Origin of the sequence: Paenibacillus sp. J23TS9 (assembly GCF_018403225.1) — a bacterium.
Lineage (GTDB): Bacteria > Bacillota > Bacilli > Paenibacillales > Paenibacillaceae > Paenibacillus_AQ.
In genome coordinates this window covers 359293-384001 of sequence record NZ_BOSG01000002.1, presented here as the reverse complement: position 1 = coordinate 384001, position 24709 = coordinate 359293, and the positions used below count along the sequence as shown (strand labels likewise).

The 24709-nt window shown below is 50.2% G+C and carries 23 protein-coding genes and 1 riboswitch; of the genes, 14 read left to right on the top strand and 9 right to left on the bottom strand.

Annotated elements, in window-relative coordinates; all coding sequences use genetic code 11:
• Positions 1-148: 148 nt before the first annotated feature.
• Positions 149-1828 carry a copper resistance protein CopC gene (locus tag KJS65_RS17360; protein ID WP_213651136.1) on the bottom strand — a complete coding sequence of 560 codons (1680 nt, stop codon included), beginning with the start codon at positions 1826-1828 and terminating at the stop codon, positions 149-151.
• Between the two features lie 309 nt (positions 1829-2137).
• On the opposite strand from KJS65_RS17360, the gene KJS65_RS17355 reads away from it, so the two are divergent.
• Positions 2138-2512: a TIGR02328 family protein gene (locus KJS65_RS17355; protein WP_213651135.1), complete on the top strand. Its 375-nt coding sequence runs from the start codon at positions 2138-2140 to the stop codon at positions 2510-2512.
• 228 nt (positions 2513-2740) lie between these two features.
• On the top strand, positions 2741-2908 hold the full coding sequence (locus tag KJS65_RS17350; protein ID WP_213651134.1) for a hypothetical protein: 168 nt from the start codon (positions 2741-2743) through the stop codon (positions 2906-2908).
• Positions 2909-2999: 91 nt separating this feature from the next.
• On the opposite strand, the gene KJS65_RS17345 is transcribed toward KJS65_RS17350, so the two are convergent.
• The gene (locus tag KJS65_RS17345; protein WP_213651133.1) at positions 3000-4856 is read right to left on the bottom strand and encodes a bifunctional diguanylate cyclase/phosphohydrolase; all 1857 of its coding nucleotides are present in this window, start codon (positions 4854-4856) and stop codon (positions 3000-3002) included.
• A gap of 326 nt (positions 4857-5182) precedes the next feature.
• Between KJS65_RS17345 and KJS65_RS17340 the strand changes: the two genes are divergently transcribed.
• From KJS65_RS17340 to nfsA, 8 genes are all read left to right on the top strand, one after another.
• Positions 5183-5551, top strand: coding sequence for a metal-sensitive transcriptional regulator (locus tag KJS65_RS17340; protein ID WP_213651132.1), 369 nt, complete (start codon positions 5183-5185; stop codon positions 5549-5551).
• A 42-nt stretch (positions 5552-5593) separates the two neighbouring features.
• Complete coding sequence (locus KJS65_RS17335; protein ID WP_136607893.1) at positions 5594-5794, top strand: copper ion binding protein; 201 nt, start codon at positions 5594-5596, stop codon at positions 5792-5794.
• Between the two features lie 139 nt (positions 5795-5933).
• Positions 5934-8375, top strand: coding sequence for a heavy metal translocating P-type ATPase (locus KJS65_RS17330; protein WP_213651131.1), 2442 nt, complete (start codon positions 5934-5936; stop codon positions 8373-8375).
• Between the two features lie 235 nt (positions 8376-8610).
• A complete protein-coding gene (locus KJS65_RS17325; protein ID WP_213651130.1) occupies positions 8611-9561 on the top strand; it encodes a CPBP family intramembrane glutamic endopeptidase in 951 nt (316 codons plus the stop codon).
• A gap of 90 nt (positions 9562-9651) precedes the next feature.
• Entirely contained in the window at positions 9652-10197 is a 546-nt protein-coding gene (locus KJS65_RS17320) for a CcdC protein domain-containing protein (RefSeq protein WP_213651129.1), read from the top strand.
• 61 nt (positions 10198-10258) lie between these two features.
• On the top strand, positions 10259-10855 hold the full coding sequence (locus KJS65_RS17315; protein WP_213651128.1) for a TetR/AcrR family transcriptional regulator: 597 nt from the start codon (positions 10259-10261) through the stop codon (positions 10853-10855).
• A gap of 124 nt (positions 10856-10979) precedes the next feature.
• Positions 10980-11588 (top strand): VC0807 family protein, encoded by a 609-nt coding sequence (locus tag KJS65_RS17310; RefSeq protein WP_244864609.1) that lies wholly within the window; start codon positions 10980-10982, stop codon positions 11586-11588.
• A gap of 92 nt (positions 11589-11680) precedes the next feature.
• Entirely contained in the window at positions 11681-12424 is a 744-nt protein-coding gene (gene nfsA, locus KJS65_RS17305; RefSeq protein WP_213651126.1) for an oxygen-insensitive NADPH nitroreductase, read from the top strand.
• 26 nt (positions 12425-12450) lie between these two features.
• Here the strand turns inward: nfsA and KJS65_RS17300 are convergent, their stop codons facing one another.
• Both KJS65_RS17300 and KJS65_RS17295 read right to left on the bottom strand, forming a co-directional pair.
• Complete coding sequence (locus tag KJS65_RS17300; protein WP_213651125.1) at positions 12451-13272, bottom strand: TatD family hydrolase; 822 nt, start codon at positions 13270-13272, stop codon at positions 12451-12453.
• A gap of 71 nt (positions 13273-13343) precedes the next feature.
• A complete protein-coding gene (locus tag KJS65_RS17295; protein ID WP_213651124.1) occupies positions 13344-13805 on the bottom strand; it encodes a DUF3888 domain-containing protein in 462 nt (153 codons plus the stop codon).
• A 237-nt stretch (positions 13806-14042) separates the two neighbouring features.
• Between KJS65_RS17295 and KJS65_RS17290 the strand changes: the two genes are divergently transcribed.
• Positions 14043-15950, top strand: coding sequence for a beta-N-acetylhexosaminidase (locus tag KJS65_RS17290; protein WP_244864608.1), 1908 nt, complete (start codon positions 14043-14045; stop codon positions 15948-15950).
• 99 nt (positions 15951-16049) lie between these two features.
• Here KJS65_RS17290 and KJS65_RS17285 read toward each other — a convergent pair whose 3' ends face one another.
• The 4 genes from KJS65_RS17285 to KJS65_RS17270 form a co-directional block, all read right to left on the bottom strand.
• Positions 16050-16889, bottom strand: coding sequence for an ABC transporter ATP-binding protein (locus KJS65_RS17285; protein WP_213651122.1), 840 nt, complete (start codon positions 16887-16889; stop codon positions 16050-16052).
• A gap of 30 nt (positions 16890-16919) precedes the next feature.
• Positions 16920-17681 carry an ABC transporter permease gene (locus KJS65_RS17280; RefSeq protein ID WP_136607899.1) on the bottom strand — a complete coding sequence of 254 codons (762 nt, stop codon included), beginning with the start codon at positions 17679-17681 and terminating at the stop codon, positions 16920-16922.
• On the bottom strand, positions 17678-17971 hold the full coding sequence (locus tag KJS65_RS17275; protein WP_136607900.1) for a thiamine-binding protein: 294 nt from the start codon (positions 17969-17971) through the stop codon (positions 17678-17680). The genes KJS65_RS17280 and KJS65_RS17275 overlap by 4 nt, the downstream gene beginning before the upstream one ends.
• Positions 17972-18094: 123 nt before the next feature.
• On the bottom strand, positions 18095-19138 hold the full coding sequence (locus tag KJS65_RS17270; RefSeq protein WP_213651121.1) for an ABC transporter substrate-binding protein: 1044 nt from the start codon (positions 19136-19138) through the stop codon (positions 18095-18097).
• A 172-nt stretch (positions 19139-19310) separates the two neighbouring features.
• Positions 19311-19423, bottom strand: a riboswitch (TPP riboswitch).
• A gap of 144 nt (positions 19424-19567) precedes the next feature.
• Between KJS65_RS17270 and KJS65_RS17265 the strand changes: the two genes are divergently transcribed.
• Genes KJS65_RS17265 through KJS65_RS17255 form a run of 3 tightly spaced genes read left to right on the top strand, consistent with a single transcriptional unit; the run spans position 19568 to position 23243 of the window.
• Positions 19568-20662 (top strand): GerAB/ArcD/ProY family transporter, encoded by a 1095-nt coding sequence (locus KJS65_RS17265; RefSeq protein ID WP_213651120.1) that lies wholly within the window; start codon positions 19568-19570, stop codon positions 20660-20662.
• Complete coding sequence (locus tag KJS65_RS17260) at positions 20659-22098, top strand: spore germination protein (RefSeq protein ID WP_213651119.1); 1440 nt, start codon at positions 20659-20661, stop codon at positions 22096-22098. The genes KJS65_RS17265 and KJS65_RS17260 overlap by 4 nt, the downstream gene beginning before the upstream one ends.
• 8 nt (positions 22099-22106) lie before the next feature.
• Positions 22107-23243: a Ger(x)C family spore germination protein gene (locus KJS65_RS17255; RefSeq protein WP_213651118.1), complete on the top strand. Its 1137-nt coding sequence runs from the start codon at positions 22107-22109 to the stop codon at positions 23241-23243.
• A gap of 95 nt (positions 23244-23338) precedes the next feature.
• On the opposite strand, the gene KJS65_RS17250 is transcribed toward KJS65_RS17255, so the two are convergent.
• Positions 23339-24577: an MFS transporter gene (locus KJS65_RS17250; protein ID WP_213651117.1), complete on the bottom strand. Its 1239-nt coding sequence runs from the start codon at positions 24575-24577 to the stop codon at positions 23339-23341.
• Positions 24578-24709: the final 132 nt, after the last annotated feature.

Genomic DNA, 24709 nt, shown 5'->3' with positions numbered 1-24709 from the left:
GATTCTTTGTGTTTTTTGATGAAGTCCGACTCGAGATATCATGGACAACAAGCGTAAGTAGAGGAAGGGGCGAATCGTTCTGAAGCAATGCCCATCACTAATCTTAGTAGCGAGTCGAAAATTTTAATATGATTCACAGTTTACGGTATTAATGATTACCGACATGAATCACAATATCGGTATCCCAGGTTTCAAGCTTGTCGGTCAGCATATGCACATGTACATTCCATTTGCCTGCCATGCTGATCAAATCCTTGGCTTTATAGCCTTCGGCTTTGCCTCCCGGCATGACGATCTCGTATTTACCCATATCCATATCCAGGCTGGTCAGGGTGAGCTTGATTTGCTCGATTCCCTGTACCGGCTGCCCCTTGCTGTCTTGAACCTTCACTTCAAATTCGTTCACGCCTGTAATATTCGGACTGATATCAAGCGAAATGACATTCTTATTCTCGAGCGTCTGCGTTACATGCAGCGGACCGGGAGAAGCCATGGCAGTAGGCATATTGGTCAGCGCAGCCGCAAGCACCAAGGCGAGAATACCGGCAGTGAGTTCCAGCCAGACACCTGCGCCAAGGTTACGCTTTTCCTGCCGTCCGCGCAGCATGTTCCAGGCGGCCAGAAGCAGCATGATGAGAAGCAGGGCACATTTGGCCAGCAGCACCTGGCCGTACGGCGTATGAAACAGGGAATACCAGGTTGGTACATACTGCAGGCTGCCGTATACTCCGCTGATCAGAATCAGGACCACGAAACCCGTTCCCCACAAACTGAATCGGCGGATTATGGCAAAATAACTTTTCTTTCGCTGCTCCGGCTCTGCCGGCAAGGAGGCTTCCTTCGGCAGCAGGACAGCAAAGGCGAGCAGACTGCCCAGCCAGAGGGATGCTGCACCCAGATGGAGGAAGTCCATAGCGATGCCAACGACCTTGTGCTCAGAGGCGGCTGGATGACCGATAAAGGATTTCGCCAGCAGCATAATCAGCATGAGCAGAAAGGCGACCGTTCCGGCGATGTACGCATTGTCTTTGTCCTTTATTTTTGGTACGGCAATAGCCAAGGCTATAATCAATACCAGGAGCAGGAGTTGAACAAGCCAGACTTCACCGAAGCTGGTAATCCGCAGCATTTTGAGGAGTAAGGACGGTTCAGACCAAACGCCGCTCCAGCCGACGCCAGCATCAATCCCGGTCTGCTGCGGCAGACTGAGCAGGAAGCTTGCCGTGAGCACGGCGATATTGATCCACATGAGCTTGATGCTTCTGGTGGACCATGCCGGACGGCTACCCGTACCAGCGGGAAGCAGATACAGCTGGAAGCAATAAATACCCGCGAGGAATGCGAGGCTGGTATAGAACAACCAGCGGATGATGATGAGATCAACCCCGGGCCAGCCGGCAGACGAAGTTACCGAGTGAGATTCATTATTGCTGCTGCCCCCGCTGCCTTCACCAATCTGAAACGAGAAGGTTCCTTCCACCGGATGGCCATCAGCGGATACGGCTTTCCACTGAACGGCGTAAACGCCCTTTGGAAGATCAGGCTGCAAATCGGCCTCAAGCACGGAGGATTCACCTTCGGGAATCCGGCTTTCACTGAGATTCACCGTTTTACCGGATGAGTCCGTAACCTTAATCGAATGAAAAGCCTTTTGGAGAGGCTCGTTAAAATGAATGTCTACTTTGGCCGGCGGCTCAGCCAGTACTGCATTTTCAGCAGGAGTAGATTTGACAATATAGGCGTGGGCAGAGGCGAGGCCTGGGACCAGCAGCAGTCCTATAAGCATCACCGTCAGCCATGCTGAGAAAAAACTGATTTTTTTATTCAATCCATCACCTTCTATGTGGAGCCTTTGCAAAAATGAGCAGATAAAGCTGCGTTTGCAAACATCCCGAGTTGTCTTTTATTGTGTGCCCTTTAGCTTGGGGTTAGGCGTGAGTGTAGTAACATTGTATTCCTAGGCCCAAAAATTATTTTATAGCTGCTGCCTGCAGAAGAAAATGACCCGTGTGGGCTATTCGGTCTAAACCGTAGGCCTGACCGGTGCAAGGCAGAAGAGTCCAAAACCTGATTTTTCGGTATAATGGACATCAAAAGAAGCCAAGACAACCTATCGTAAAAAAGGAGCGGATAGCCGATGCGTTTATGGCATGAAGCATTGATTTCCAAGCTGCCCCGCCCGCAGCTGCTCGGCCAGCACCGGGAATGCTGCGCGCTTCGCGGTAACGGCTGGGGCAAAAAACACGCCACCGTGAACTATGTATTTGAACACAGTCCGATGATGCTGGTCCGCTACCATCAGCTCATTATGGAAGAAATGATGAACAGATCTTATCATGTGGACAATTTGTGGCAAAATCCGCTGTACCGCGGCAAATCCTGTGAGCCTTGGGCGGATCGCGAGTTGAACGCATTGGATGAAGCAATGGCTTATCCGGAGCATAATGAGACTTATTTGCAGGAATGTTTGGATAATCTGGCTGGGAAAGGACTCATAATCGCCCATTTATAATATGAATTGGAAAATTATGATGGGCTATTTAGCTAACTTGGGTGGCATACTGGAGGAATCCGGAGCATCTTTCCGGCTGGTACCGTTCAGCCTCACTCCTGCAAGCTCAGCTGTGTCAGGGATGGCTTAAGCATTTTCTGAACATTTTCAATATTTTTCATAACGCTTTATAATAATAAAGAACTTCCCGGCAAGTTCAAAAAAACGATCCAGGAGTGATTTTATTTTATGAGTCAAGCTGTATTGGAACGCCGTAGTGAACTGCTGAAAAAGAATATTCAACAACTGCTTATTCAGGATAACCAGCACGGAATCAGCCGCCAGGAAAGCATGTTCTTGCAGCAAATGATCAAAGAGCTGCATCAGACATCTCATGAAATGAACGGCCACAACTAGGACTCTTTTTCTTCAGAAAATTTCATAGCCAATGAACAGGGGCTGCCCACTGCAGAATAAATCTAGCGGTGGGGCAGCCCCTTTGGATTTTTTATAAGCTTGGAACAACATGCTCCCCGCGTGCGGGAATAAGTCCGGATTTGCCTTCGATATACTGGATGAACAGCTCGGATAACTCGGGATCAAACTGTGTTCCGGAACAATCTCGAAGCTCCTTAACGGCTTCCTCTATGGATTTGGTAGCTTGGTAGGGGCGCTCGGAGGTCATCGCATCGAAGGAATCAATGATGGTGAGCATACGGCATAGCAGCGGTATTTCAGCAGCCTTGTAACCATGAGGATAGCCTGTACCGTCGTACCTTTCATGATGCAGCTCGATGTATGGGGCTAATTCTTTGAATTTGTCGTTGGTCATTGCCATTTCTTTGCCCCAGTTCACATGCTTTTTGACCACATCCCATTCCGTCAGGGTGAGCGAATCCCTTTTGTTCAGAGTTTCCCAAGGAATCTCCAGCTTACCGATATCATGAATCAGGGCTCCAAGCACAAACTGCCTGCGCGTCACCGTATCGAGCTTAAGGAGAAGGCTCATGTCCATTGCATAGCGGAACACCCGCTTCGAATGCTTGAATGTGTTGATATCCTTGTAAAGGAATAGATTCAGCAGCTGCTCGATATCCCGCACATCCTGGGCAATTTCAATTTCCTGCTCAAGAGGTACGGTGCTGCCATAAATGTAGGCAATATTTTTCCCTTGTTTTTTGGCATCATAGAGCGCTTGATCAGCCTGAAGCACGAGCATTGATTTGTCATGAATATCAATGTGATAACCGGAAATTCCTGCGGAAAAGGAGAGACAGGCATGCGGAAGGACTTCCACTCCCTCGAAGGGGGTGTCATTGACTCTTTTTCGCAACGTGTTCACGAAGATGAGCGCTTCCTGCTCGGTATATCCGGGCATCAGCAGTGTGAATTCCTCTCCGCCATAGCGGGAAGCTGTAATGCCAGCCAGGGCGGCCTCTTCTTTTAAAATCGATCCCAAAAGGCCAAGAAGCCTGTCCCCCTGCAAATGCCCAAAATGATCGTTATAGCGTTTAAAGTCATCAATATCGATCATGGCCAGTGAAAGGGGAGTACCTTCATTCCGGGCAAACTTGATTTCTTTTTCGAGAAGGCTTTCAAAATAGCTGTGATTAAATAGCCCCGTCCGCTGATCGCGGATGGCCCGTTCCTGGAGCTGAAGGTACATATCGAACAGTTTTTTAAACAAATGAGACAGAAATATACTGATCCCCAGGAATAAAATCAACCCGGTAATGCCGTTGTTCACGATCAGAATGGTCAGGACAAGCGACAGGATCAGAATGCACAAATAGACGAGCATGGATTCCTGGAGAAGTCCTTTCAACATGCGGTAAATATCACTTTGGTCGATCATATAGTAGTAGATGCTAATACAGAGTACATTCAGGGTGAAGTATATGATGAGCGCACCTACATAAGATAATAGATGTACATTTTGAAGCTGTCCGAGCTGCCCGCCGAGTCCGTGGAAAACCGTGCCGGCTCCGAAGATCATAATCGTATAGATCGAAAAATTGGTCAGATGCTTCCACCAGGATACCTTCTGTTCAAACAAAGCAAACAAAAGCGAGCTTAGAAGCAGAAGCGCAAGTGCCGCCGGAGTACCAAAAATGAAGAGACATGCCAGATAGACCGCCGAATCCATGGACTGTTTGCTACCTTCGGGGGGGATCTGGAATGTATAAAAGTAGAGGATCAGAGATGCTGCGAACATGGAGCCTAGCAGCGCCCATTCATCAGGTGTGTAGTGGAAGGACAGATGTTTTATACTGAATAAAAACAGGAAGGTGCCGAGCGCGCAGAACAAGAGGGCATTCAAGTTTTTCGGAATCCGGGCCTTCGTAAATAGGCGTTTTTTTAACATGGCATCTTCTCCTGTCGTTCATGATGTGTTCAGAGGCTGAGGCCCGTAGGTAAAATAAAAAGTATGTATGGAAAAGGTTGCGCTAAATCAATATAAGTGAATCTGTTTCTATACGCAAATATCCATATGAAATATCTAAGTGGACCTATGGCGATAAGGAGAATTATTCGACTTGTAAATTGGTAATTCCTTCTATGATAGTGGCATTTTTTCAAATTCAGGTATCTGGAAATAAGAAAAGAAAAATTTGATCTCCTCACTTGCATACCTAGAGGGGGTATAGTATAATAATGTTATTAGATCGATTAAAGGAGGAATGGATGGAGATGATTGCTGAGACAAAGACAAATCAGGAACACCATGACCAGGACAGTGCTGTTGTCCTTCAGGATGAGACCTGTACGACAGGCTGCAGTGAGCGGCATAGTCATCATTCCCAGCAAACGAAGAATAATCTCATTACCCGCCTGAATCGCATCGAAGGACAAATCCGCGGCATCAAGGGCCTGATTGAGAAAGATACCTACTGCGATGATGTCCTGAACCAGATTTCTGCTATACAGGCTGCTCTGAACGGAGTCGGCAAGCTGCTTCTCGAGAATCATATGAGGAGTTGCGTGGTGGAACGGATTGAGTCTGGAGACCATGTTGTGATTGATGAATTACTGATTACGGTTAAGAAATTAATGAAATAATATCCCTTAGCAGGGATTGTACAACTTAAGGAGGAATATATCATGAAAAGCGTAACATTGGACGTTCAAGGGATGTCTTGCAATCATTGTGTAAATGCTGTAGAAGGTGCTGTGAAAAATGCAGGTGCAACCGGCAAAGTGGATCTGCCTGGAAACAAGGTTACTGTGGATTATGACGAAAGCAAAGTAAGCCTCGACACCATTAAAGCAGCCATCGAAGACCAAGGCTACGATGTAGTCTAAGCCTGATTTCATATCAGCTTATGAATATCCCATAACCGTACCGGGCAGCCCCGGGCCTTTTAAGGTCTGCAGTCGCTGCCCTTTTTTATAAGAGTAGATATACCCCATATGGGTATGCTGTCAGAAAGGAGCCGAGATCATGGAGCAGAATACAGGAAACCGAGAGAACGAGCATCAGGCAACGCTGCAGATTACCGGTATGACGTGTGCCGCCTGCGCAACCCGGATTGAAAAAGGCTTGAGCCGAATGGACGGCGTCAGCCGGGCCAACGTCAATCTGGCGCTGGAGCAGGCCACCGTCTCGTATGATCCCAAGCAGTCGGATCTGCGAAAGATGGAAGAAAAGATAGAGTCGCTCGGCTATGGCACAATGAAGGAAACAATGGATTTTGAAATTACCGGTATGACCTGCGCCGCCTGCGCCACGCGGATTGAGAAAGGGCTCAGCAGAATGCCTGGCATTTCCCAGGCCAATGTGAATCTGGCGCTCGAGACAGCCCATGTGGAGTATGCGGCAGGTATGGTTACCGTTAAAGATATGTTGAAAAAGGTGGAGCAGCTTGGCTACAAGGCTCTCCCGAAGCAGGAAGCCAAGGACAGCGCCGAGCTGCGCCGGCAGGAGATTAATCATAAACGGTTCAAGTGGATGATGGCTGCCATTCTCTCACTTCCGCTGCTTTGGGCGATGGTGGGGCATTTCTCCTTTACTTCCTGGATACCTGTACCATCGCTGTTTATGAATCCATGGTTCCAGCTGCTGCTGGCGACACCGGTTCAATTCTTGATCGGCGGGCAGTTTTATGTAGGAGCTTATAAAGCACTGCGCAACAAGAGCGCGAATATGGACGTGCTGGTTGCGCTCGGAACGTCGGCTGCATATTTTTATAGCTTGTATCTGACCATCCAATCCATCGGGATGGATATGCATCATCCGGTGGAGATGTACTATGAAACCAGCAGCATTTTGATTACGCTGATTCTGGTCGGCAAATGGTTTGAGGCGCTTGCCAAGGGCCGCTCTTCCGAGGCTATCAAAAGTCTGATGGGTCTGCAGGCGAAGACCGCGCTTGTGCATCGGGACGGTCAGGAGATCAGCATTCCGGTAGAGGATGTTGAAGTAGGCGACATGGTGATCGTCAAGCCGGGTGAGAAAATTCCGGTGGACGGTAAGGTCGTCCAGGGACTGTCATCCGTAGACGAGTCCATGCTGACCGGTGAGAGCCTTCCAGTAGAGAAGCGTGAGGGCGATGCCGTGGTGGGAGCCACGCTGAATAAAAATGGCATGCTCCGCATTCAGGCAACGAAGGTCGGCAGTGAAACGGCTCTGGCACAGATCATCAAGGTGGTGGAGGAAGCACAGGGCTCGAAAGCTCCAATTCAGCGTATTGCCGACGTGATCTCCGGTATTTTCGTTCCGATTGTCGTAGGGATCGCGATCGTGACATTCCTGATCTGGTATTTTGGCGTGGAGCCCGGGCAGTTCGCAGCGGCTCTCGAAAAGGCTATAGCAGTACTCGTTATTGCATGTCCATGTGCACTTGGACTTGCGACGCCAACTTCAATTATGGCAGGCTCGGGCCGTGCCGCCGAGTTCGGTATTCTGTTCAAGGGCGGAGAGCATCTGGAGTCAGCTCAGGCCATTGAAGTCGTTGTGCTCGACAAAACGGGTACGGTCACGAGCGGCAAGCCGGTTCTGACGGATGTGGTTCCCGCGCCGCTGATGACGGAGCAGTCACTGCTCCGTACGACTGCCGCAGTGGAGCGCCAGTCGGAGCATCCGCTGGCAGAAGCCATTGTGGCTGGCGCTCTCGACCGGAGCAAGGCACTGCCGCTGCCGGAAGCGAAAGACTTTGAGAACCTTCCTGGTTACGGCGTTTCGGCAAGAGTGGACGGCCGGCTGGTATTGGTAGGCACCCGTAAACTGATGGCGGAGCGGGGCGTTCCGGTAGAGGCTGCCCTGGCTGCGATGAGACAGCTGGAAGACGCCGGCAAGACGGCGATGCTCGTAGCCGTGGACGGCAAGTATGCCGGTATGGTGGCTGTTGCGGATACGATCAAGGAAACCTCCCGTGAAGCCGTATCCCGACTGCAGGAGATGGGAATCGAGGTCATTATGATTACCGGTGACAATGAACGCACAGCGAAGGCAATTGCTGCGCAGGCCGGTATCCATCAGGTTCTGGCCGAGGTGCTGCCGGAAGGCAAGGCCGAAGAGGTGAAGAAGCTGCAGCAGACCGGCAAGCGGATCGCCATGGTCGGCGACGGCATCAACGATGCGCCGGCGCTGGCTACGGCCGATATTGGCATGGCGATCGGCACCGGCACGGATGTCGCCATGGAGGCGGCGGATGTGACGCTGATGCGCGGCGATCTGAATGCTATTGCAGACGCAATCCTGATGAGCCGCCGTACGATGGGCAACATCAAGCAGAACCTGTTCTGGGCGCTGGCTTATAATACCGTCGGCATTCCGATTGCCGCTATCGGTTTTCTTGCTCCTTGGCTGGCCGGTGCGGCAATGGCTTTCAGCTCGGTGTCGGTCGTGCTGAACGCCTTGCGCCTGCAGCGGGTGAAGTTGTAAGATAGGCGCCATAAAAAAAGAAGCCTGGACTGAAAACGGCGCCGTTTTCAGTCCAGGCTTTTTTAATGGTGTTCTCGGAGCTCATTCCATCCCTGGCTGCATAGATAGGCATGAACATCCAGGATTAATTTTATATTTTATATTGACATACCGTCGGTCGGTATGTAAAATCAAATTATAAAACCGACCGGCGGTCTGGAGGTCGAATATAATAAAAGGAAGTGTAAACCATCCGATGAACGAAATGCATTCCACTGCCGGTCAGCAAGCAAGTACTGCTTTTGGAGTTGGCGCAGGGGCGGATCAGAGCCGCATACGGAAGAAGAGAACACTAATTAAACCCCTAAGTATTTTTCTGAAGATTTTCACAATGCTGCTCATTTACTTCGGCGTCATGTATATGTTCCTCGGTATCCTCGTCTGGATGGGCGTAATCGACCGGGTGTCTGAGGATTACGGATTTCTCGCAAGCATGAATATCGTAGTAGGAATCCTGTTGAGCGCTACCGTTATGATCGTATACAAATGGAAGGAAGGTGGTCGTCCGCTGCATTTTGGCTGGAGGCTTACCAAAAGGGACGGAGCCTTTTTGATGGCAGGTCTTGCTGCATCAACCCTGCTGGCAGTGCTGTTCACTTGGGGCGCAGGTGCTGACAAAGCAGTGCATGCCGAGTTTTTATGGAACAAGTTACAAAGCAGCTCATTTACCCTGCTGCTGCTGTATGGGGCACTCGGCTGGTTCGTTGGGGCGCTTCAGGAGGAGGTTCTGGACCGTGGATATTATTTCAGGGTGCTGGAAGGAATGGGGCCAGCGGGGGTTATTTTGCTATCGTCCTTCATTTTCTCGCTGACGCATATTCCTACCAAAGGCTTTGATCTGGTCTCCCTTGCGATTCATTTCATTGGCGGCGTAGGATATGGCTATGTCTACCTGAAAAGCGGTTCTCTGCTCGTATCCACGGCGGTGCATGCCTTTCACAACCTGCTGCTCGATGTGCTGTTCAACAATGATTACAGTATCAGCCTGGTCAGCTTCCATCAGGGCCTGCTCGAAACCGACAAGTTGATCCAACAGGTTATTTTGATAAGTGCAGTAATGGTGATTGCCGGATTTATCTATCGCGGTAAAGGAGTCATGGCTCCGGCGGATAACTTGAAGGCGTTGTGGAGCAAGAAGGCGGTTTAGAAGGGTTCATTGGCAACCTTGCATACCGGCGGTCGGTATTAGTTCGTGGAAAAGTTAAGATCATTCTTAAAAAAAGGGAGATTGATAAAGATGACATCATATCAATGGGATTTGATTGGTTACGGCGTATGGGCGCTGATTATTTGGATGACGTTGCGGCAGTTTATGCAGACCCGGCGTCCGGTAAAAGGAAGTGGGCTGCGGCTCCTGCTGGGAGATTGGATGCTGTTTGCTCCGCTACCTTGGATTATTTATTGTGTAGCCAGCCGGGGGACACTCGAGCAGGTAGGGTGGATGCTTGGGCTTGGCGTGCTGGTGGCCGTTCCTTATATTCTGACCAGCCGGTTCGTCAAAACACCATCAGGGCAGATTATGTTCAAGTTCAATGCGCTTTTTTATTTGTTCCTGTTTGGCCTGCCTTATGTCCGTTATGTGATCCGCAATAAAGTGTTCCACAGCTATCCGATTCTCGACGCTCGGCACCGCCCGGATATTGAGCTTATGCTGGCAGAGTATATTGCGGTTCTGGTGATTTTCACTTTGATATGGCGGCTGGGCATGTATATCCAGTACACACGTACACGAAACCGCGAGGAGGCACCAGCGTCTGCAGGCCAGCCTACCCGTATAGCTTGAACATACCGACGGTTGGTATATAATAGGGTGGTAATCACTGATGAACTACAGGAGGTACCATATGAACGACAGCGGTCATACCACCAATTCCAGCCTGCAGCAGATTCTGGACGCAGCCGAGCAGCTGATTAAAGAGAAAGGCTGCCGCCAGACGACGCTCCAGGATATCATTACCACATCCGGTCTGTCCAAGGGAGCTATTTATCACTACGTCTCGGGTAAGGATGAACTGTTCGGAATGATTTTGAAGTCAAAAATGGAATCGATGAACGCACGCTTTCACCAGGCCGTCACACAGGCAGCTGACCAGGATGCAAGGATGCCGGTTCAGGCGATTACCGAAGGAATGATGTCCGGCGCGGATAAGGAGCAGGTATCCAATAAAATTTTCACCTATCTTCTAAGCCAGGCCGATAATCCCAAGGTAGCTCATGTCCTACGCGAGGTATACGATTACTCTCTCCAAACGGCGACGGCTTGGATTGCGACAGGGCAGCAGGCAGGAGCGATTCCGCCGCATATTGATGCAGCACACATGGCCTCTATGTATATGGTTTTCACCTATGGTTTACGTGTACGTAACACCATTGTGCAGGATTCCGAGGGAGCCATTCCGATGGAAGATATTTTCGGGCTGCTGATCCATTCCTTGAAATAGAAACACTCTATACGGTGCGGGCTGTGGGAAGCTATACTGGGGTAGATACGAATTGTAAAAAAATCCATTTCACAGGTGATCTATGTCTTCTTCTATTTCTTCCCGCCGGCCGGGGATTCTGTCAGTGGCATTGACTCTGTTTTTGAACGGGGTACTGCCACTGCTTTTGTATGTATGGCTCAGAAAAGGGCACTCTGAGTTTGTGGCACTGCTGATCGCATCGGCCGTGCCGCTTGTGGAGTCGGCGCTGTATTACGCCCGGTTCCGGAAGCTTGATGCATTCGGACTGCTGATGCTCGCCGGCATGGTGCTCAGTATGCTGCTGGCCCTGGTGGGAGGCGAGACGAAGCTTCTGCTATTGCGCGGGTCAGCTGTTACGGCAGTCATCGGTGCTGCATTTCTATGCTCACTCTGTTTTCCCCGCCCATTGATGGTGCCGTTGGCAAGAAGGTTCACATCCACACATAAGCACGAAGATTTTGATGCTTTATGGTCGATTCCGTATGCCCGGCGGGTATATAGAATCATGACGGCTGTTTGGGGAGTTATCCTGATCGGTGAGGCGGCTGTAAGAACTTTGCTGGCTTGGGAGCTATCGGCAACCTGGTTCCTCGCCGTATCCGATATCGTGTTCTACAGCTTTATTGCCGCTGCCGCTTTGTGGACCATGTACTATCGCCGCATTGCCGCCAAGAAGCTGGCGTTAATTAGGCTCGGAGGCTCTTTGTCCTGATCTTTCTGCAGGGAAAACCTGCGCTAATGACCCTTCAATCTGCTATGAAAATACATCCAATTACATCTATGAATGAGGAGGAGATTTACCAGATGAACGATACCCTGTCTTTACTGATGAACCACCGCTCAATCCGCAAATTTAAAGATACGCCAGTCACTGAGGAGCAGCTGCATGCGATGATCTCCGCAGCGCAAATGGCATCAACCTCCAGCAATGTCCAGGCTTACAGCGTGATTGCCGCTACGGATCCCGGATTGAAAAAGCAGCTCGCGGAGCTTGCCGGTAACCAGGCTTATGTGGAGCAGTGCCCGGTCTTTCTCGTGTGGTGTGCTGATCTTTACCGTCTGAAGCAGGTAACGGCAGAGCCGCTGCAGGAACGGGCATCCTATGAAACGACGACGGAGAATTTCATCGTGGCGACGGTAGATGCCGCCCTGGCTGCTCAAAATGCTGCGATCGCCGCTGAATCACTGGGTCTTGGCATTGTCTACATCGGGGGTGTGCGGAACCGGATCGCCGAGTTGTCCAAGCTGCTGGGCCTGCCAGAGTTGGTCTATCCGGTGTTCGGCATGTGTATCGGCGTCCCCGACCAGGAGCCGGGCCAGCGTCCCCGTCTTCCGCTGCAGTCAGTGCTTCACTTCAACGGCTATTCCGGAGAGCAAAGCGTGGAGCCGGTTAAGGAGTATGATGCCACCATGAAAGCTTATCTCCAAGAACGGACAGGCGGCAAAAAGAATACGCCATGGACGCAGGTCATGGCTGACAGACTGGCTGAGCCGATCCGGTTGCATATGAAGGAGTTTTTGGATGGCAAAGGCTTTATGAAAAAATAACCGGTTTGCTGCTTATGGCAAACGAGTTATATACCGTAAAAGCGCTTGGCATTCGCATACAATATCCGGCGTGCCTCAGGCAGTGGAAGCCCCTGAATCCGGCTCCAGGCTGATGCTACATCAGCCGTCATTCGCGGATGGGTCATCTGCCCGGCAAAAGGTCCCTCAAAAGGCCAGGGCCCGTCAGTTTCCGACATGACGAGGGAGGGAGGATATACTCGTGCCAGCTCCTGAATCTCCTCTTCATATTCAATATCGGGAGTAAAAGAAATGTAGTATCCTTGTTCGGCCATATGCTGCACCGTGTCAGGCGATCCTTTGAACCAATGGAAATGAGCGCGTTTGATATGGTGTTTTGCCAGCAGGCGGCAGGCTGTATCGGCATCCTCGTAGACGGCATGCAGCACGATCGGCTTGTCCTGGTCACGGGCAAAGGCAATAAAACGATCCAGCAGCTCCTCATACGGAACGGAGTCAAAGGGGAGACCGGCTTCTGTGGCCTCCATGCGCGTATAGTAAGGTAAACCGACCTCACCAACGGCGATCATGTCTTTGGCATGCTGCTTCATCCAGGAGAAAAGCTCAAGGATATCAGCTGCGTCAGGAATAGGCTGCTCGGGATGGAATCCGAAAGCCGGATGGACGAGGGACGGGTACCTTTGCGCAAGCTGCAGATTAGCACGGGCAGAGTCGTGGTCCATGGAGACGGCGATAACGCCTTCAACACCTGCATCCACCAGTCCGGACAGTATTTCCTGCTGCTGGACTTCACTGTATGAATCCAGATGAATATGCGCATCAATTAGCGGAGCAAAGGGTTCAGAGCGAGTTCCCTGTGTCAGATTCATAGATCAAGCACCTCCAGAATGATGATGTAGTATCATTATAGCTCAAGATGCTCATGTGCTGCCGTGCCCGTTCAAGGGGTTCCTTTTGTACTCTTAAGCAGCTCCTGCATATTGGAAGGAAGCTCGAAGGTTTGAAGATGCTTGAAGGTGATCAGCTTGATTTTGTCAGGATAGAGGGGAGAGACCTCGAAGGTCATCCGGTCCTTCCCGACTGTAATATGCGGTCCGAGGACAGGCATCGTCTCCAGCGTAATGGAAAAGTGGAATCCACGGTCTCCCGGTCCGCCATTAACCCGTTTAGCCTGAAGGATTTCAATTTGGTACGGATAGACGAGCGGGTTCTCGGCCAATCGGTGTTTATAATAATCATTCACGGCGTTTTGAATATCGGGAAGAAGGAGTTCCATCATGATATCCTGGTACAGCAGCAGCTTCGGTTCCTTGGGCTGATCGCCGGCCGCTGCGGCAGTAGTCGGAATAGACGACAAAAGAATGGTCAGCAGCAGCAGAAACGTTTCAACTCTGGTTTTCATAGATTCACCTCCTATACAACGATCCCCAGCTGAGGCTGAAATTATTCCGTATGGATTCTGAAAAACACTTTTGTGAACAAAAATGGAAACTTGCTGCGAAGGGGCAAAAAAGCTTGTGCTACGGTACCGCTCCCCCTCCTAAAATGCTATAGTACATAGATCAAGATGTTTGCCATATTTGCCATAGCAGTGTATAAAAATTATGGCACTGCATCCGGTTCAGAGGAGGAAGAAGCAGTGAAGATTCACGTTTACGGACAAACCAGCGGACTTACCGAAGGCATGGCAGAGTTGTCGGAAATATTACATATAGAGCTGGATGCGACAGGGCTTCCGGTTGAGGTGCTTCAGGCACCTGGTCCGATCTTAGTTAAGCTTCAGGATGGTAAAGGTACCATCCGCTATCAGGATAAAATCCACTTTTTCCGTGCCCTTGGTCTGCTCGTACAGCATGCAGGGGAGAAGGATCATTTTGAAATTACAGAGGAGCCGAAATTCAGCTTTAACGGCACGATGCTGGATGTTTCCCGCAATGGGGTATTGACGGTTCCAATGGTCAAGCGGTTTATCCGCTACATGGCATTGATGGGGCTGAACGGTCTGATGATGTACACCGAGGATACCTTCGAAGTGAAGGAGCAGCCTTATTTCGGATATATGCGTGGACGTTATACGGTGGAAGAGCTGCAGGAATGCGATGCATATGCGGATCAGCTCGGCATTGAGATGATTCCATGCATCCAGACGCTTGGCCACCTGGCGCAGGCGCTAAAATGGAATTATGCAGGGGGTATGAAGGACCATCAGGATATATTGCTGGTCGGTGAGCCTAAGACCTATGAATTTATAGAGCAAATGATCGCTACCGCGGCCAAAACCTACCGCACCAAGCGTATTCATATCGGAATGGACGAAGCATTTCAGGTAGGCCTCGGAAATTATCTGCGCAAGCACGGCTACCACAACCGTTTTGAGCTGATGAACGAGCATGTGGCGAAGGTGCTGGAGATTACGGAGCGCTACGACCTGAAGCCGATGATCTGGAGCGATATGTACTTCAATCTGCTGTCGAACGACACGCAAGGCGGATTGTATAACATAAACGCCGACTTTTCCGAGGATAAGATGGACCAGATTCCGAAAGGCGTCCAATTCGTATACTGGGATTACGGCAAGGCGGATGAGGAAGGCTACGGCCTGATGTACGAAAAGCATCTGAAATTCGGTTCCAAGCCAATCTTTGCCGGAGGCATTCATATCTGGAACAACATCGTTCCGAACTACGGCAAGACGTGGAATATCAGCCATCCGGCGCTGCGCGCGGCCAAAACCAAGCAGCTGGATGAGGTACTCGCGACGGCTTGGGCAGATAATGGGAACGAGAACAATCATCTCACCATTTTACCGGGTCTGCAGCTGTTTGCTGAGCATGGATATGGAAATGACGTAGATCATGACAATCTGCAAAAACGCCTTAACGCCTGTACCGGTGCAGATCTGTTTAAGCCTGTGGTGGCGCTCAGCCTGATGGATGAAGTACCAGGCGTCCTGCCGGAGAACTATTGGATGGCTAACCCGTCCAAATACCTGCTATGGCAGGATCTGCTGATTGGCTTGTTCGACAAGCATATCGAGCCGGATACGGAAACGGTTCTGCCGGGCTATTACGAAGAGATGGCGAAGGAATTGGGCGGTTACCGCGATGCCCTGGACGCACCCTTCGATCAGCTGTTCGGCATGTACGAGAAGCTGGCGCGCGTGCTTGCGCTGAAGAGTACGATGGGCGTGCAGCTCAAGCGCTTCTATGACGAAGGACAGAAGAGCGAGCTGCGCCGCCTGGCGGAAGAGGCGCTGCCTGAGCTGTATCACCGTGCAGATGAGCTGCGCGTCGCGCATCGCCGCATGTGGATGGAGACGTATAAGCCATTCGGCTGGGAAGTGCTCGATATCCGCTATGGCGGTCTTCTTGCACGTATCCGGTCCGCAGAGGACCGCGTATTGGATTACGTCGAAGGGCGCGTGGACAGGCTTGAGGAGCTGGAAGCGGAGCGGCTGCTCTACGACCAGACCGGCGTGCCGGAGGCAGGTCCAATGAACGTCAATGCAACGTACCAGAGCATCGTGACGGCGGGAGCTTTTGTATAGTAGAAAACTAGATATTTATTTATAACTCGGAAAAAAGGGAGTCCCACAGGTCGTTTGACCAGGGGCTCCCTTTTTAATATTGTCTGTAGTTAATCCTGCCTAGGATTGATGATGCATCTTCCGCTGCTCTTCCCGCATCCAGCCGGAGAGCTCCCGTCTCAGCTTGATAAAATCCGGATGCTCGATGATCTCCTCCCGGCGGGGCCGCGGAAACGGCACATCAACGGTTTGCAGCACCGAGGCCGGACGGCCGGAAAAGACATAGATGCGGCTGGAGAGCAGGAGGGCTTCTTCAATATTATGCGTGATAAAAAGCACGGAGCGCCGGCTTTCCTCCCAGATATCCAGCAGCCAGCGCTGCATGTCGCTTCGCGTCAGCGCATCGAGCGCGCTGAAAGGCTCATCCAGGCACATCAGCTCCTGCGGACTGAGCAGGGCGCGCAGGAAAGCCGCCCGCTGCTGCATCCCGCCCGAGAGCGTATGGGGGTGGGCCTTCTCGAACCCGCCCAGCCCGACTTTGTCGAGCCAATAGCGGGCCTTCTCACGGGTTTCTTTGTCGACAGTGCCTTGCACCTCTTGCGAGAGCAGCACATTATCCTCAATGGTCCGCCATGGGAAAAGTGCGGGCTGCTGGGGCATGTAGCTGATATGCCCTTGCTGACCGGTCACTTCCGTGCCGTTCATATGCACGGTTCCCGTATCCGGCTTCACGAGGCCGCCAATGATATGGAACAGCGTGCTCTTACCGCTGCCGGATGGACCAACAATGGAGACAAACTCCCCCTTTTGAACGGTCAGCGACACATTATCCAGCACCTGAAGACTGCTTCGTTTGGTCCGGAAGGCCTTGCTGATGCCAGAGGCTTCAAGAGCGGGAGGCAGCTCAGACTGAGCTGCGGGTGAATGGGCAGCAATTCGTGTTTCTTCTGAAATTGACATGTAAAAGAGCTCCTTTCTGCAGCCACGGCATTAGCCTTCCTGCTTCGGTTTCCAGCGCACGAGCCATTTTTCCAGCAGGGCGATGAGTCCGAACATCAGCAGGCTCAGTACAACAATGATCATAATGGCGACAAACATGCGGTCGGTGCGGTATCCTGCCTTTTGCAGCATCATATAATAGCCGATGCCTTTATCGGCTCCGATCCATTCGGCAATGACTGCACCCATCACGCTGTAGGTTGCCGCGATTTTAATACCCGAAAATATCGAAGGCAGCGCATGCGGAAGCTCCAGCTTGGTAAAGATCTGCTGTTTACTCGCGCCGATCATCCGCATGTAATTCAGCATCATCCGGTCTGTTTGCTTCAGCCCGCCCATCGTTGCAACGGCAACCGGGAAGAAGCAGACGAGCGTGATGACGATCAGCTTGGGCAGCAGTCCGAAGCCGAACCAGATCATCAGCAGCGGAGCGAGCGCGATTGTCGGAATGTTCTGGCTTAAAATCAGCAGCGGATATAGTGCCGACTTGAGAAAAGGAATCATATGAAGAATAAGTGCGATAATCAGTCCCACGACGGTTCCGATGATAAAGCCCTCCAAGGTCAGTCTGACTGTAGCCCAGACATGGCCCCATAAATCTCCGGCTCCATCAGCCGTTTGCTTCGCGATATCCGCCGGAGAGGGCAGAATCCACTGCTCGATATGAAACAGCGAGGTGCACAGCTGCCATACGGTCAAAAAGAAGAGGACCGCCACAAAGGGCGGCCACACATGACTCCACCAACGTCTCATGGACGGTATTTCTCCGTTAGACGCTCCATGCTGATGCCGCTCGGATTATGGGCGATTTTAATCTGTGAGATGATGCTTGGACTTCCGGCTTCCACCAAGGCCGTATGCATATTGCGTACAACCTCCAGCAGTTCTTCCAGCTCGCCTTCCATCGTTGTTTCGAGAGGATGCACCTCATACTTTACACCGGACTGCTGAATGACTTCGATCGCACGGTCCACGTAGGGAATGGAATTTTCATTGTTCGGGGTCTTGGGAATAACTTGAATGCTGAGCAGGGTATGTGCCATACCCGATCACTTCCTTTTCTAAGAAATATATTTATAAAAGATTTAGGCATCATTATTAGGTGGATAACAGTAACCGCAGCGGCTATCAAGCACATTATTAGGGTAAAGAACAGAGCCTACATCTTAAGGCAAAAAGTCATTGGTATAAGCGCCGCTAACCTCAAGCGGTTTCTCGAGCAGCTTATGCTCATACATCCAATCGGAATAACCCTTCCACACCTGTTCCTTCTGCTCGCCCCAACGCGCTGCATCGTCCTTGTATTTCGGGCTGAGCCATTTCTGGCTGGCCATGACCAGGTCCTTATCAAGCTCAGGCACAGCCTTGATCAGAATATTAGCGGCATCCTCAGGATGGTCGATCGCATACTGATAACCCTTAGAAGTGGCGCGCATAAAGGCCTTCACAAGCTCCGGATCTTCCTTGATCTGCTTCTCATTGGTGACCAGAACCGGTGTATAGTAATCCAGCTTGTCAGAGAAGTCCTTCACATACAGCATATCAAGCGGCTGTTTTCGCAGCTCGGCTTCAATACCGGTCCATCCGTAAAAGATCCAGGCGAAGTCGATATCACGCTTCACGGCTGTAAAATAATCCGCTTCGCCCATATTAACGATTTTGACCTTGCTCACGTCGCCTTTGTCGATGTCCATGATCGAGCTGATCACGGCCTCCTCAACAGGCGAGCCCCAGCCGCCGTAGGTTTTGCCTTCAAAATCCTTTGGCTTCTTGATGTTCCGGTCCACCGGAGCGGCAAAACCGGATGTATTATGCTGAATGATGGCGGCGATCGATACCAAAGGCACGCCTTGCGTACGCGCCTGGGTCACGTTCTCTTGAACGCTGACGCCAAAGGGCACTTTGCCGGATGCCACCATGGCATCCGCTCCACCAGAGCCGGGCTGCATGATTTCGACATTCAGGCCTTCTTCTTCGTAGTAACCCTGATCTTTAGCCACATACAATCCGGTATGGTTCGTATTTGGCGTCCAGTCCAGGACGACCTTCACATCCTTGAGCTTCTTGGTTTCAGTTCCATCCGCAGCGGAGGATGATTCACCGGATGGTTTGCCCGCATCCGTCGTTTGGGCGTTCTTGCTTCCACAGCCGGCAGCTACCAGCATGAGCAGAAAGGCTAGCAGAAGCAGCCCGATTTTCTTCGTTTTCATTGTTTTCTCTCTCCTTACCAGGTTTCTCCCCTTCATTGCAGCAGAATCGTTTCCTTCCATATCTGAGAGATGAATAACAGAATCATGACAGACTATGTCTTCCAATGACTCTATCATTCAACAAAAAAGCGCCCCGTATACGGGACGCTTAGGGCGCAAGATGGGCATGGCGAAGCGCCATGACGATGCTTTTCCTACGCTGGCATTACCCAGATCAGGTTTAAGGGTCAGTATCTTGAGGGATACAATCTCAGCCGGCCAATTCCAGCACCCCGGATTCTTATGAAGTTACGGGTATATCAATGTGTATTATAGTCTTAACTCTGGTGGAATTCAATCCATTCTCGCCATGGCCCTAAAAGAAGGCGTATAAATCTTCAGGAAAATGCCATTATAAGGATGGAGGAGAGGTCTGGTCTATTTAGGAGGATGAGGAAAATAAAAGCACCCATATCATTTGCGCAATCCGTCATGATCATTATGCTCAGTACAGGCCTTCTGAATCATGTTATCATCATTCCTATTATGCTGGATGCAGCTAAGCGGGACGCTTGGATTTCCGTGCTTCTGGCTTGTGCATGTGCGCTGGTCTGGATTTTCATCCTGCAAATCAGCAGCACCAAAACCAATAAGCAGCATCTGTTTGAATGGCTTTCGAAGGCTTACCATCCCATTGTAGGCCACCTGTTTGCAGGAATCATGGGCATATATCTATTTTCCATATGTACGCTTACAACCAGAGACACCGTGTACTGGATCCATCTGACCTTCTCTCCGGAGACGCCCATTGTAGTGTTCACCTTCTTGTTCCTTTTGATTTCAGCGATAAACGCTTATTTGGGTATCCATTCCCTGGCCCATACCGCAGGTATCCTGCTGCCCTTTGTGGTTGTGCTGGGTTTTTTTGTAATGCTGTCGAACACGCCTCATAAGGATTACTCCTTATTACGGCCGATGCTGGAACACGGCATTCAGCCGGTTTGGAACGGGGCTGTATATGCAGGAACCGGTTTTGTTGAGGTCATCATGCTTCTGTTTTTGCAGCATCACATCAGGTCGCGCTTGACATATCTATCCTTTATGATCATGATTCTGCTTCTCTTGGGTCTCACGATGGGTCCGATTATCGGCGCGATTGTTGAATTTGGTGCAGAAGAAGCCGATAAGCTCCGCTTTCCCGCGTATGAGGAATGGAGATTGCTGATGATTGGCCGGTACATCGAGCATCTGGACTTTTTCAGCGTGTACCAGTGGTTCAGCGGTGCATTTCTGCGGATTTCCCTGGCCATGTTCCTTATCCTCGATATATTCCGAATTAAAAGCAAGAGGGGGAAGATATGGGTACTGGGCTGCATATTTTTGGCCGTCACCGTGTTCTCAATCATTCCTTTTAGCGATAAATTCTTCCTAAAGATGATGTCTTTTTACGTGCTTCCGTTTTCTTTATGGGGAGTGCTGATATTTTCAGTGATTATTGCCGGGCTGGTGAGTTTGGCCCACCGAAAGGGGAAGGTGACGTCTTGAAGGAGCATGATCAAAAGGAAAACCAAACACTTGAAGATACGGCTTTACGGCTATTCGGTTCAAGCGCGGACATTCAGAGAAGGACAATCCCTTTGTCGAATTCGGACTATACCGTGCACCTGGTTTATTGCGAGGGACTATGCGATGTCAATAAAGTGGAGCAATACATCATACCCGAATTAAAAAATATTCCGGAGGATATTTTCCAAACGAGTGAAATGAATCTAGAGCAAAAGATCCCATTTCACATGAACAACCTTCAAACGGATCAGGTGGAAGCATCGATGACAGAAACCGTACTGAACGGTGATCTCCTGCTGATCTTTAAGCCCTCGAATCAATTCTACTCCGTGACCTTGGCCGATCCGCCCAAACGGACGCCGGAGGAACCGAATACGGAAGTGTCGACAAGGGGACCCAGAGATGGCTTCACGGAAGATACATTTACCAATATTGCTTTGATTCGGAAAAGGATCAAGACCGAGCTGCTGGCGGTTGAAGAATTCACGATTGGGTCTCAAACGGCTACAAAAGTTCATCTGTTATACCTCAAAGACACGGTTCAGCAGCATGTTCTCGATGAGATTAAGGCCAAGCTGTCTCGTGTACAAATCAAAGGGCTCGTCAGCAGTACCCAGCTGGAAGAAACTTTGATGGGGTTCTCCTTTTTTCCGCTGATGTCTTACACGGGAAGGCCGGACTATGCCGTCAATTCGCTGCTTCACGGCAAGTTTATACTGGTGATGGGCGGTTCACCGACAGTAATTATAGGACCGGCGACTTTTACTTTTCTGCTCAATACATCGGAGGACGCCCAATACGTTAATATCTTTGTTGCATTCACGAGGTTTTTAAGAGTATGCGGGGTGCTTCTCTCCATATTTCTGCCTGGGTTTTGGACGGCAATTACGACATTCCACCAGGACCAGCTCCCGTTTACTTTACTTGCAACCATAGTGAATTCCAGACAAGGCGTGCCCCTTCCGGCTCCTTTGGAAGCAGTGGTCAGTCTCCTTTTGTTCGAGATTTTCCGGGAGGCGGGGATGAGATTGCCCTCATCATTTGGGCAGACGCTTTCGGTTGTGGGCGGGTTAATTATCGGTCAGGCAGCCATCAGCGCGGGCATTGCTGCCCCCGGAACCATTGTGATTACAGCGATCTCCGTACTATCCACATTTACGCTCGTGAACCAGTCTTTGGTCAGCGTTGTCAGCTTGGTTCGTATTGCCGTACTCTTAATGAGCGGAATTCTAGGGCTGTTTGGTACGTTAATAAGTCTTATGGCTCTGATCCTCTTTCTGGTTAATCTGCGTTCGTTCGGCACCTACTATCTGTCTCCTATATCTCCGCCGCGCTTCAAGGACGTATATAAAGTTTTTTTCAGAATACCGTGGGGCAAAGGGAAATTCACAGACAACTCGGAAAATAAAGGATGAGAATGGGCATGAAAATAATCCGATGCATTCTTGTCACCGCGCTTTTCTCCACGCTGCTGACGGGCTGCTGGGGTGCAAGGGAAATCGAGCATATGATTTACGTAAATACACTCGGAGTTGACTATGTAAAGGACAAAGTCGTGGTTTATATCCAAATGGTTAACTTCAGCGGCATTGCCAAGAAAGAGTCGGGGCAGGCTCAGGCGCAGAAAACGTCCGTAGGAAGAGCAGAGGGAGATTCGTTTGATACCGCGATCTTTAATCTGTACAATTCAAGCCCGCAAAGGATTGTCTGGAGCAATGTGAAAACGATTGTATTTAGCGAGGCGGCCTTGAAGGGCGGCTTAATCACACAGGTTTTGGAAGTATGGGACCGGTATTATGAATTTCGTTATACGGTTTGGACCATGGCGACCAAGGAACCTATCGATGAAGTGCTCAATACGGCATCAATCAGTGATTTATCCGTGATCTACTCGCAGCTTAATAGCCCAATGCATACGTATGAACAGAACTCAATCATCGCTCCGATGTATCTGTACAACTTTATAAGGAAGTGGAAAGAGAAAGGCGAGACGGTGCTGTTGCCTTATCTGGATATTAAGTCAGGCTGGTACGACAACAAAAAGCCTTCTCCTAACATCAGCATGACCGGAGTCTGTTTTTTGGATAATCAGCAATACCGGGGCTGCCTGGAGGGCAATGATATATTAGGGCTTCGATGGCTGGAGAAAAGGACGAAAAGGACGCCCTTGGTGATCAAGGAAGAAAAGGAAGTAAAGGCATTGATGGTCATGAATAAGCTTAAAACCTCCGTACATCCAAAGCTGAAACAGGGCAAGCCCGCGTTCGACATCAAAGTATCCATGCAGGCCACGCTCCCGCAATTGAGCACCAGCCTTCATAAGAGACAGCTTGAACTGCAGGCTACTAAGGAAATTAAAGATGAAATTATGAAGACTTACTTGAAGGGCTTGGATATGAACGTGGATGCTTATGGGCTATCGGCAAAATTCTTTCGCAGTATGCCGAAGGAGTGGCATAAGCTGAACACCAAGGAAAAAATAGCCTTGGATCCAAGCAGTATCGATAACATTGATATTAAGGTGAATCTGATCAGTGGTGGAATATCCAAGATGAGGTAAGGGTTGCATAGTGAAAAAAGCGTCCCGGATCCGGGACGCTTTAAAGTGTAAGATGGATGGCTTGCAGCTACGAATTGGTGATTTAGTTATTTTGGCTACGAGCCAGCCTGAATCACTTGCTGCTCTTTATATGCGCGCTGTTTGCGCTGGATCTGGAATGCCGCAAAGCTTAGAGCAACCATGAAAAGCGTGAAGACCGCCAGCAGCCAGGCCGTTTGGTTTACTTGGAGATGATCCATGCACCAGCCGATAACCAGTGGAAGCAGCGCACCACCCACCCCTCCGGAAGCAATGAGGATGCTCGGCGTGGATTCCTCGCTTCCCGCAAGCATTTTACTCGCAAAGACAAGAGCGATGGAGAAAATGCCGGACATGAACAGACCAAGCAGCAAAATAACGGTAAAGGCTGACCAGACGCTTGAGGTAAGAGGGAAAATGGCCAGCAGAACCAGCGTCACCGCGCAGCTGAAAAATACGTATACCCGGTAATGAATGCGTTCAGCGACGGTACCTGCGAAAATCCGTCCCACAGACATGGCGATCCAGAAACAGGTGACGCTGAGCGCCGCTCCGGCTTCCTTCATACCAAGCTTCTCAATCAATATGGCAGGCATAAAGTTGGCAAGACTCATCTCAGTCCCGACATAAATAAAGAAGAACAGCATGAACATCAGCAGAATCCATAAGGATTTACCCTGATAGGGAAAAGGCTTCTTGGGTTCACTAATAATCTCGGTGTTTGAACCGCTGATGGATGCTGTCAGCTGCTTCATGCCCAGCTCGGCATCAATGGTTTCACCAAAGGAGCTTTTGGTCCAGAAGAAAAAGGTGACAAGTGAAAACAGAGAAATGACGAGAAAGGAAAAACGCCACCAGCCCTGCGTAATTAATCCGCTTGCGATGAGCGGCATGAGCATGGCTCCCACACCGAAAAAGACTTCAAGACGGCTCATGGCCACCGCCGTTTTTTCCTTAATGGCTGCAATAATAATCGTTCCGATCACTGCCTCAATCATGCCGAAGCCAAAACCGGCGCATGCGGCTATAGGGTACAACCACCCCCACGGTGGCAGGAGCATGTAAGCAAGCTCGGCTGCGCAAAGCAGGGAAACCGCAATCAGCAAACCGCCTCTTTTGCCGAATCGTTTATTAAGTAAAGGAGAGACAAGCACCCCTGCCAGAAAACCGGCAAACTGGGTGAAAATAAGCGTCCCGCCTTCGCTGTATTCACGGCCGTAATGCTCGAGAAGTACAGGAAGTACTGAACCGAGCACGACATGGGCCAGACCAATCAGAAAGTAGGATAAACATCCTATCCATAATAACCGTTTCATGATGAGCTCCTTCTTATAGTATTTATGACAAACGTTTTCTCATCCTCATCATACCAAGCCATATCTCCTGCGTCACCGATTCTTGTAAAATTCTCCTGAACGGTTCATCCAAATTCGGAAAGGGTACACTAC

Bases quoted from the DNA above. Each gene is read 5' to 3' on its own strand.
- KJS65_RS17330 (WP_213651131.1), top strand. From the start codon at position 5,934: ATGGAGCAGAATACAGGAAACCGAGAGAACGAGCATCAGGCAACGCTG.
- KJS65_RS17350 (WP_213651134.1), top strand. From the start codon at position 2,741: ATGAGTCAAGCTGTATTGGAACGCCGTAGTGAACTGCTGAAAAAGAAT.
- KJS65_RS17275 (WP_136607900.1), bottom strand. From the start codon at position 17,971: ATGGCACATACCCTGCTCAGCATTCAAGTTATTCCCAAGACCCCGAAC.
- KJS65_RS17355 (WP_213651135.1), top strand. From the start codon at position 2,138: ATGCGTTTATGGCATGAAGCATTGATTTCCAAGCTGCCCCGCCCGCAG.
- KJS65_RS17315 (WP_213651128.1), top strand. From the start codon at position 10,259: ATGAACGACAGCGGTCATACCACCAATTCCAGCCTGCAGCAGATTCTG.
- KJS65_RS17280 (WP_136607899.1), bottom strand. From the start codon at position 17,681: ATGAGACGTTGGTGGAGTCATGTGTGGCCGCCCTTTGTGGCGGTCCTC.
- KJS65_RS17265 (WP_213651120.1), top strand. From the start codon at position 19,568: ATGAGGAAAATAAAAGCACCCATATCATTTGCGCAATCCGTCATGATC.
- KJS65_RS17340 (WP_213651132.1), top strand. From the start codon at position 5,183: ATGATTGCTGAGACAAAGACAAATCAGGAACACCATGACCAGGACAGT.
- KJS65_RS17335 (WP_136607893.1), top strand. From the start codon at position 5,594: ATGAAAAGCGTAACATTGGACGTTCAAGGGATGTCTTGCAATCATTGT.
- KJS65_RS17295 (WP_213651124.1), bottom strand. From the start codon at position 13,805: ATGAAAACCAGAGTTGAAACGTTTCTGCTGCTGCTGACCATTCTTTTG.
- KJS65_RS17300 (WP_213651125.1), bottom strand. From the start codon at position 13,272: ATGAATCTGACACAGGGAACTCGCTCTGAACCCTTTGCTCCGCTAATT.
- KJS65_RS17345 (WP_213651133.1), bottom strand. From the start codon at position 4,856: ATGTTAAAAAAACGCCTATTTACGAAGGCCCGGATTCCGAAAAACTTG.
- nfsA (WP_213651126.1), top strand. From the start codon at position 11,681: ATGAACGATACCCTGTCTTTACTGATGAACCACCGCTCAATCCGCAAA.
- KJS65_RS17285 (WP_213651122.1), bottom strand. From the start codon at position 16,889: ATGTCAATTTCAGAAGAAACACGAATTGCTGCCCATTCACCCGCAGCT.
- KJS65_RS17320 (WP_213651129.1), top strand. From the start codon at position 9,652: ATGACATCATATCAATGGGATTTGATTGGTTACGGCGTATGGGCGCTG.
- KJS65_RS17255 (WP_213651118.1), top strand. From the start codon at position 22,107: ATGAAAATAATCCGATGCATTCTTGTCACCGCGCTTTTCTCCACGCTG.
- KJS65_RS17325 (WP_213651130.1), top strand. From the start codon at position 8,611: ATGAACGAAATGCATTCCACTGCCGGTCAGCAAGCAAGTACTGCTTTT.
- KJS65_RS17270 (WP_213651121.1), bottom strand. From the start codon at position 19,138: ATGAAAACGAAGAAAATCGGGCTGCTTCTGCTAGCCTTTCTGCTCATG.
- KJS65_RS17250 (WP_213651117.1), bottom strand. From the start codon at position 24,577: ATGAAACGGTTATTATGGATAGGATGTTTATCCTACTTTCTGATTGGT.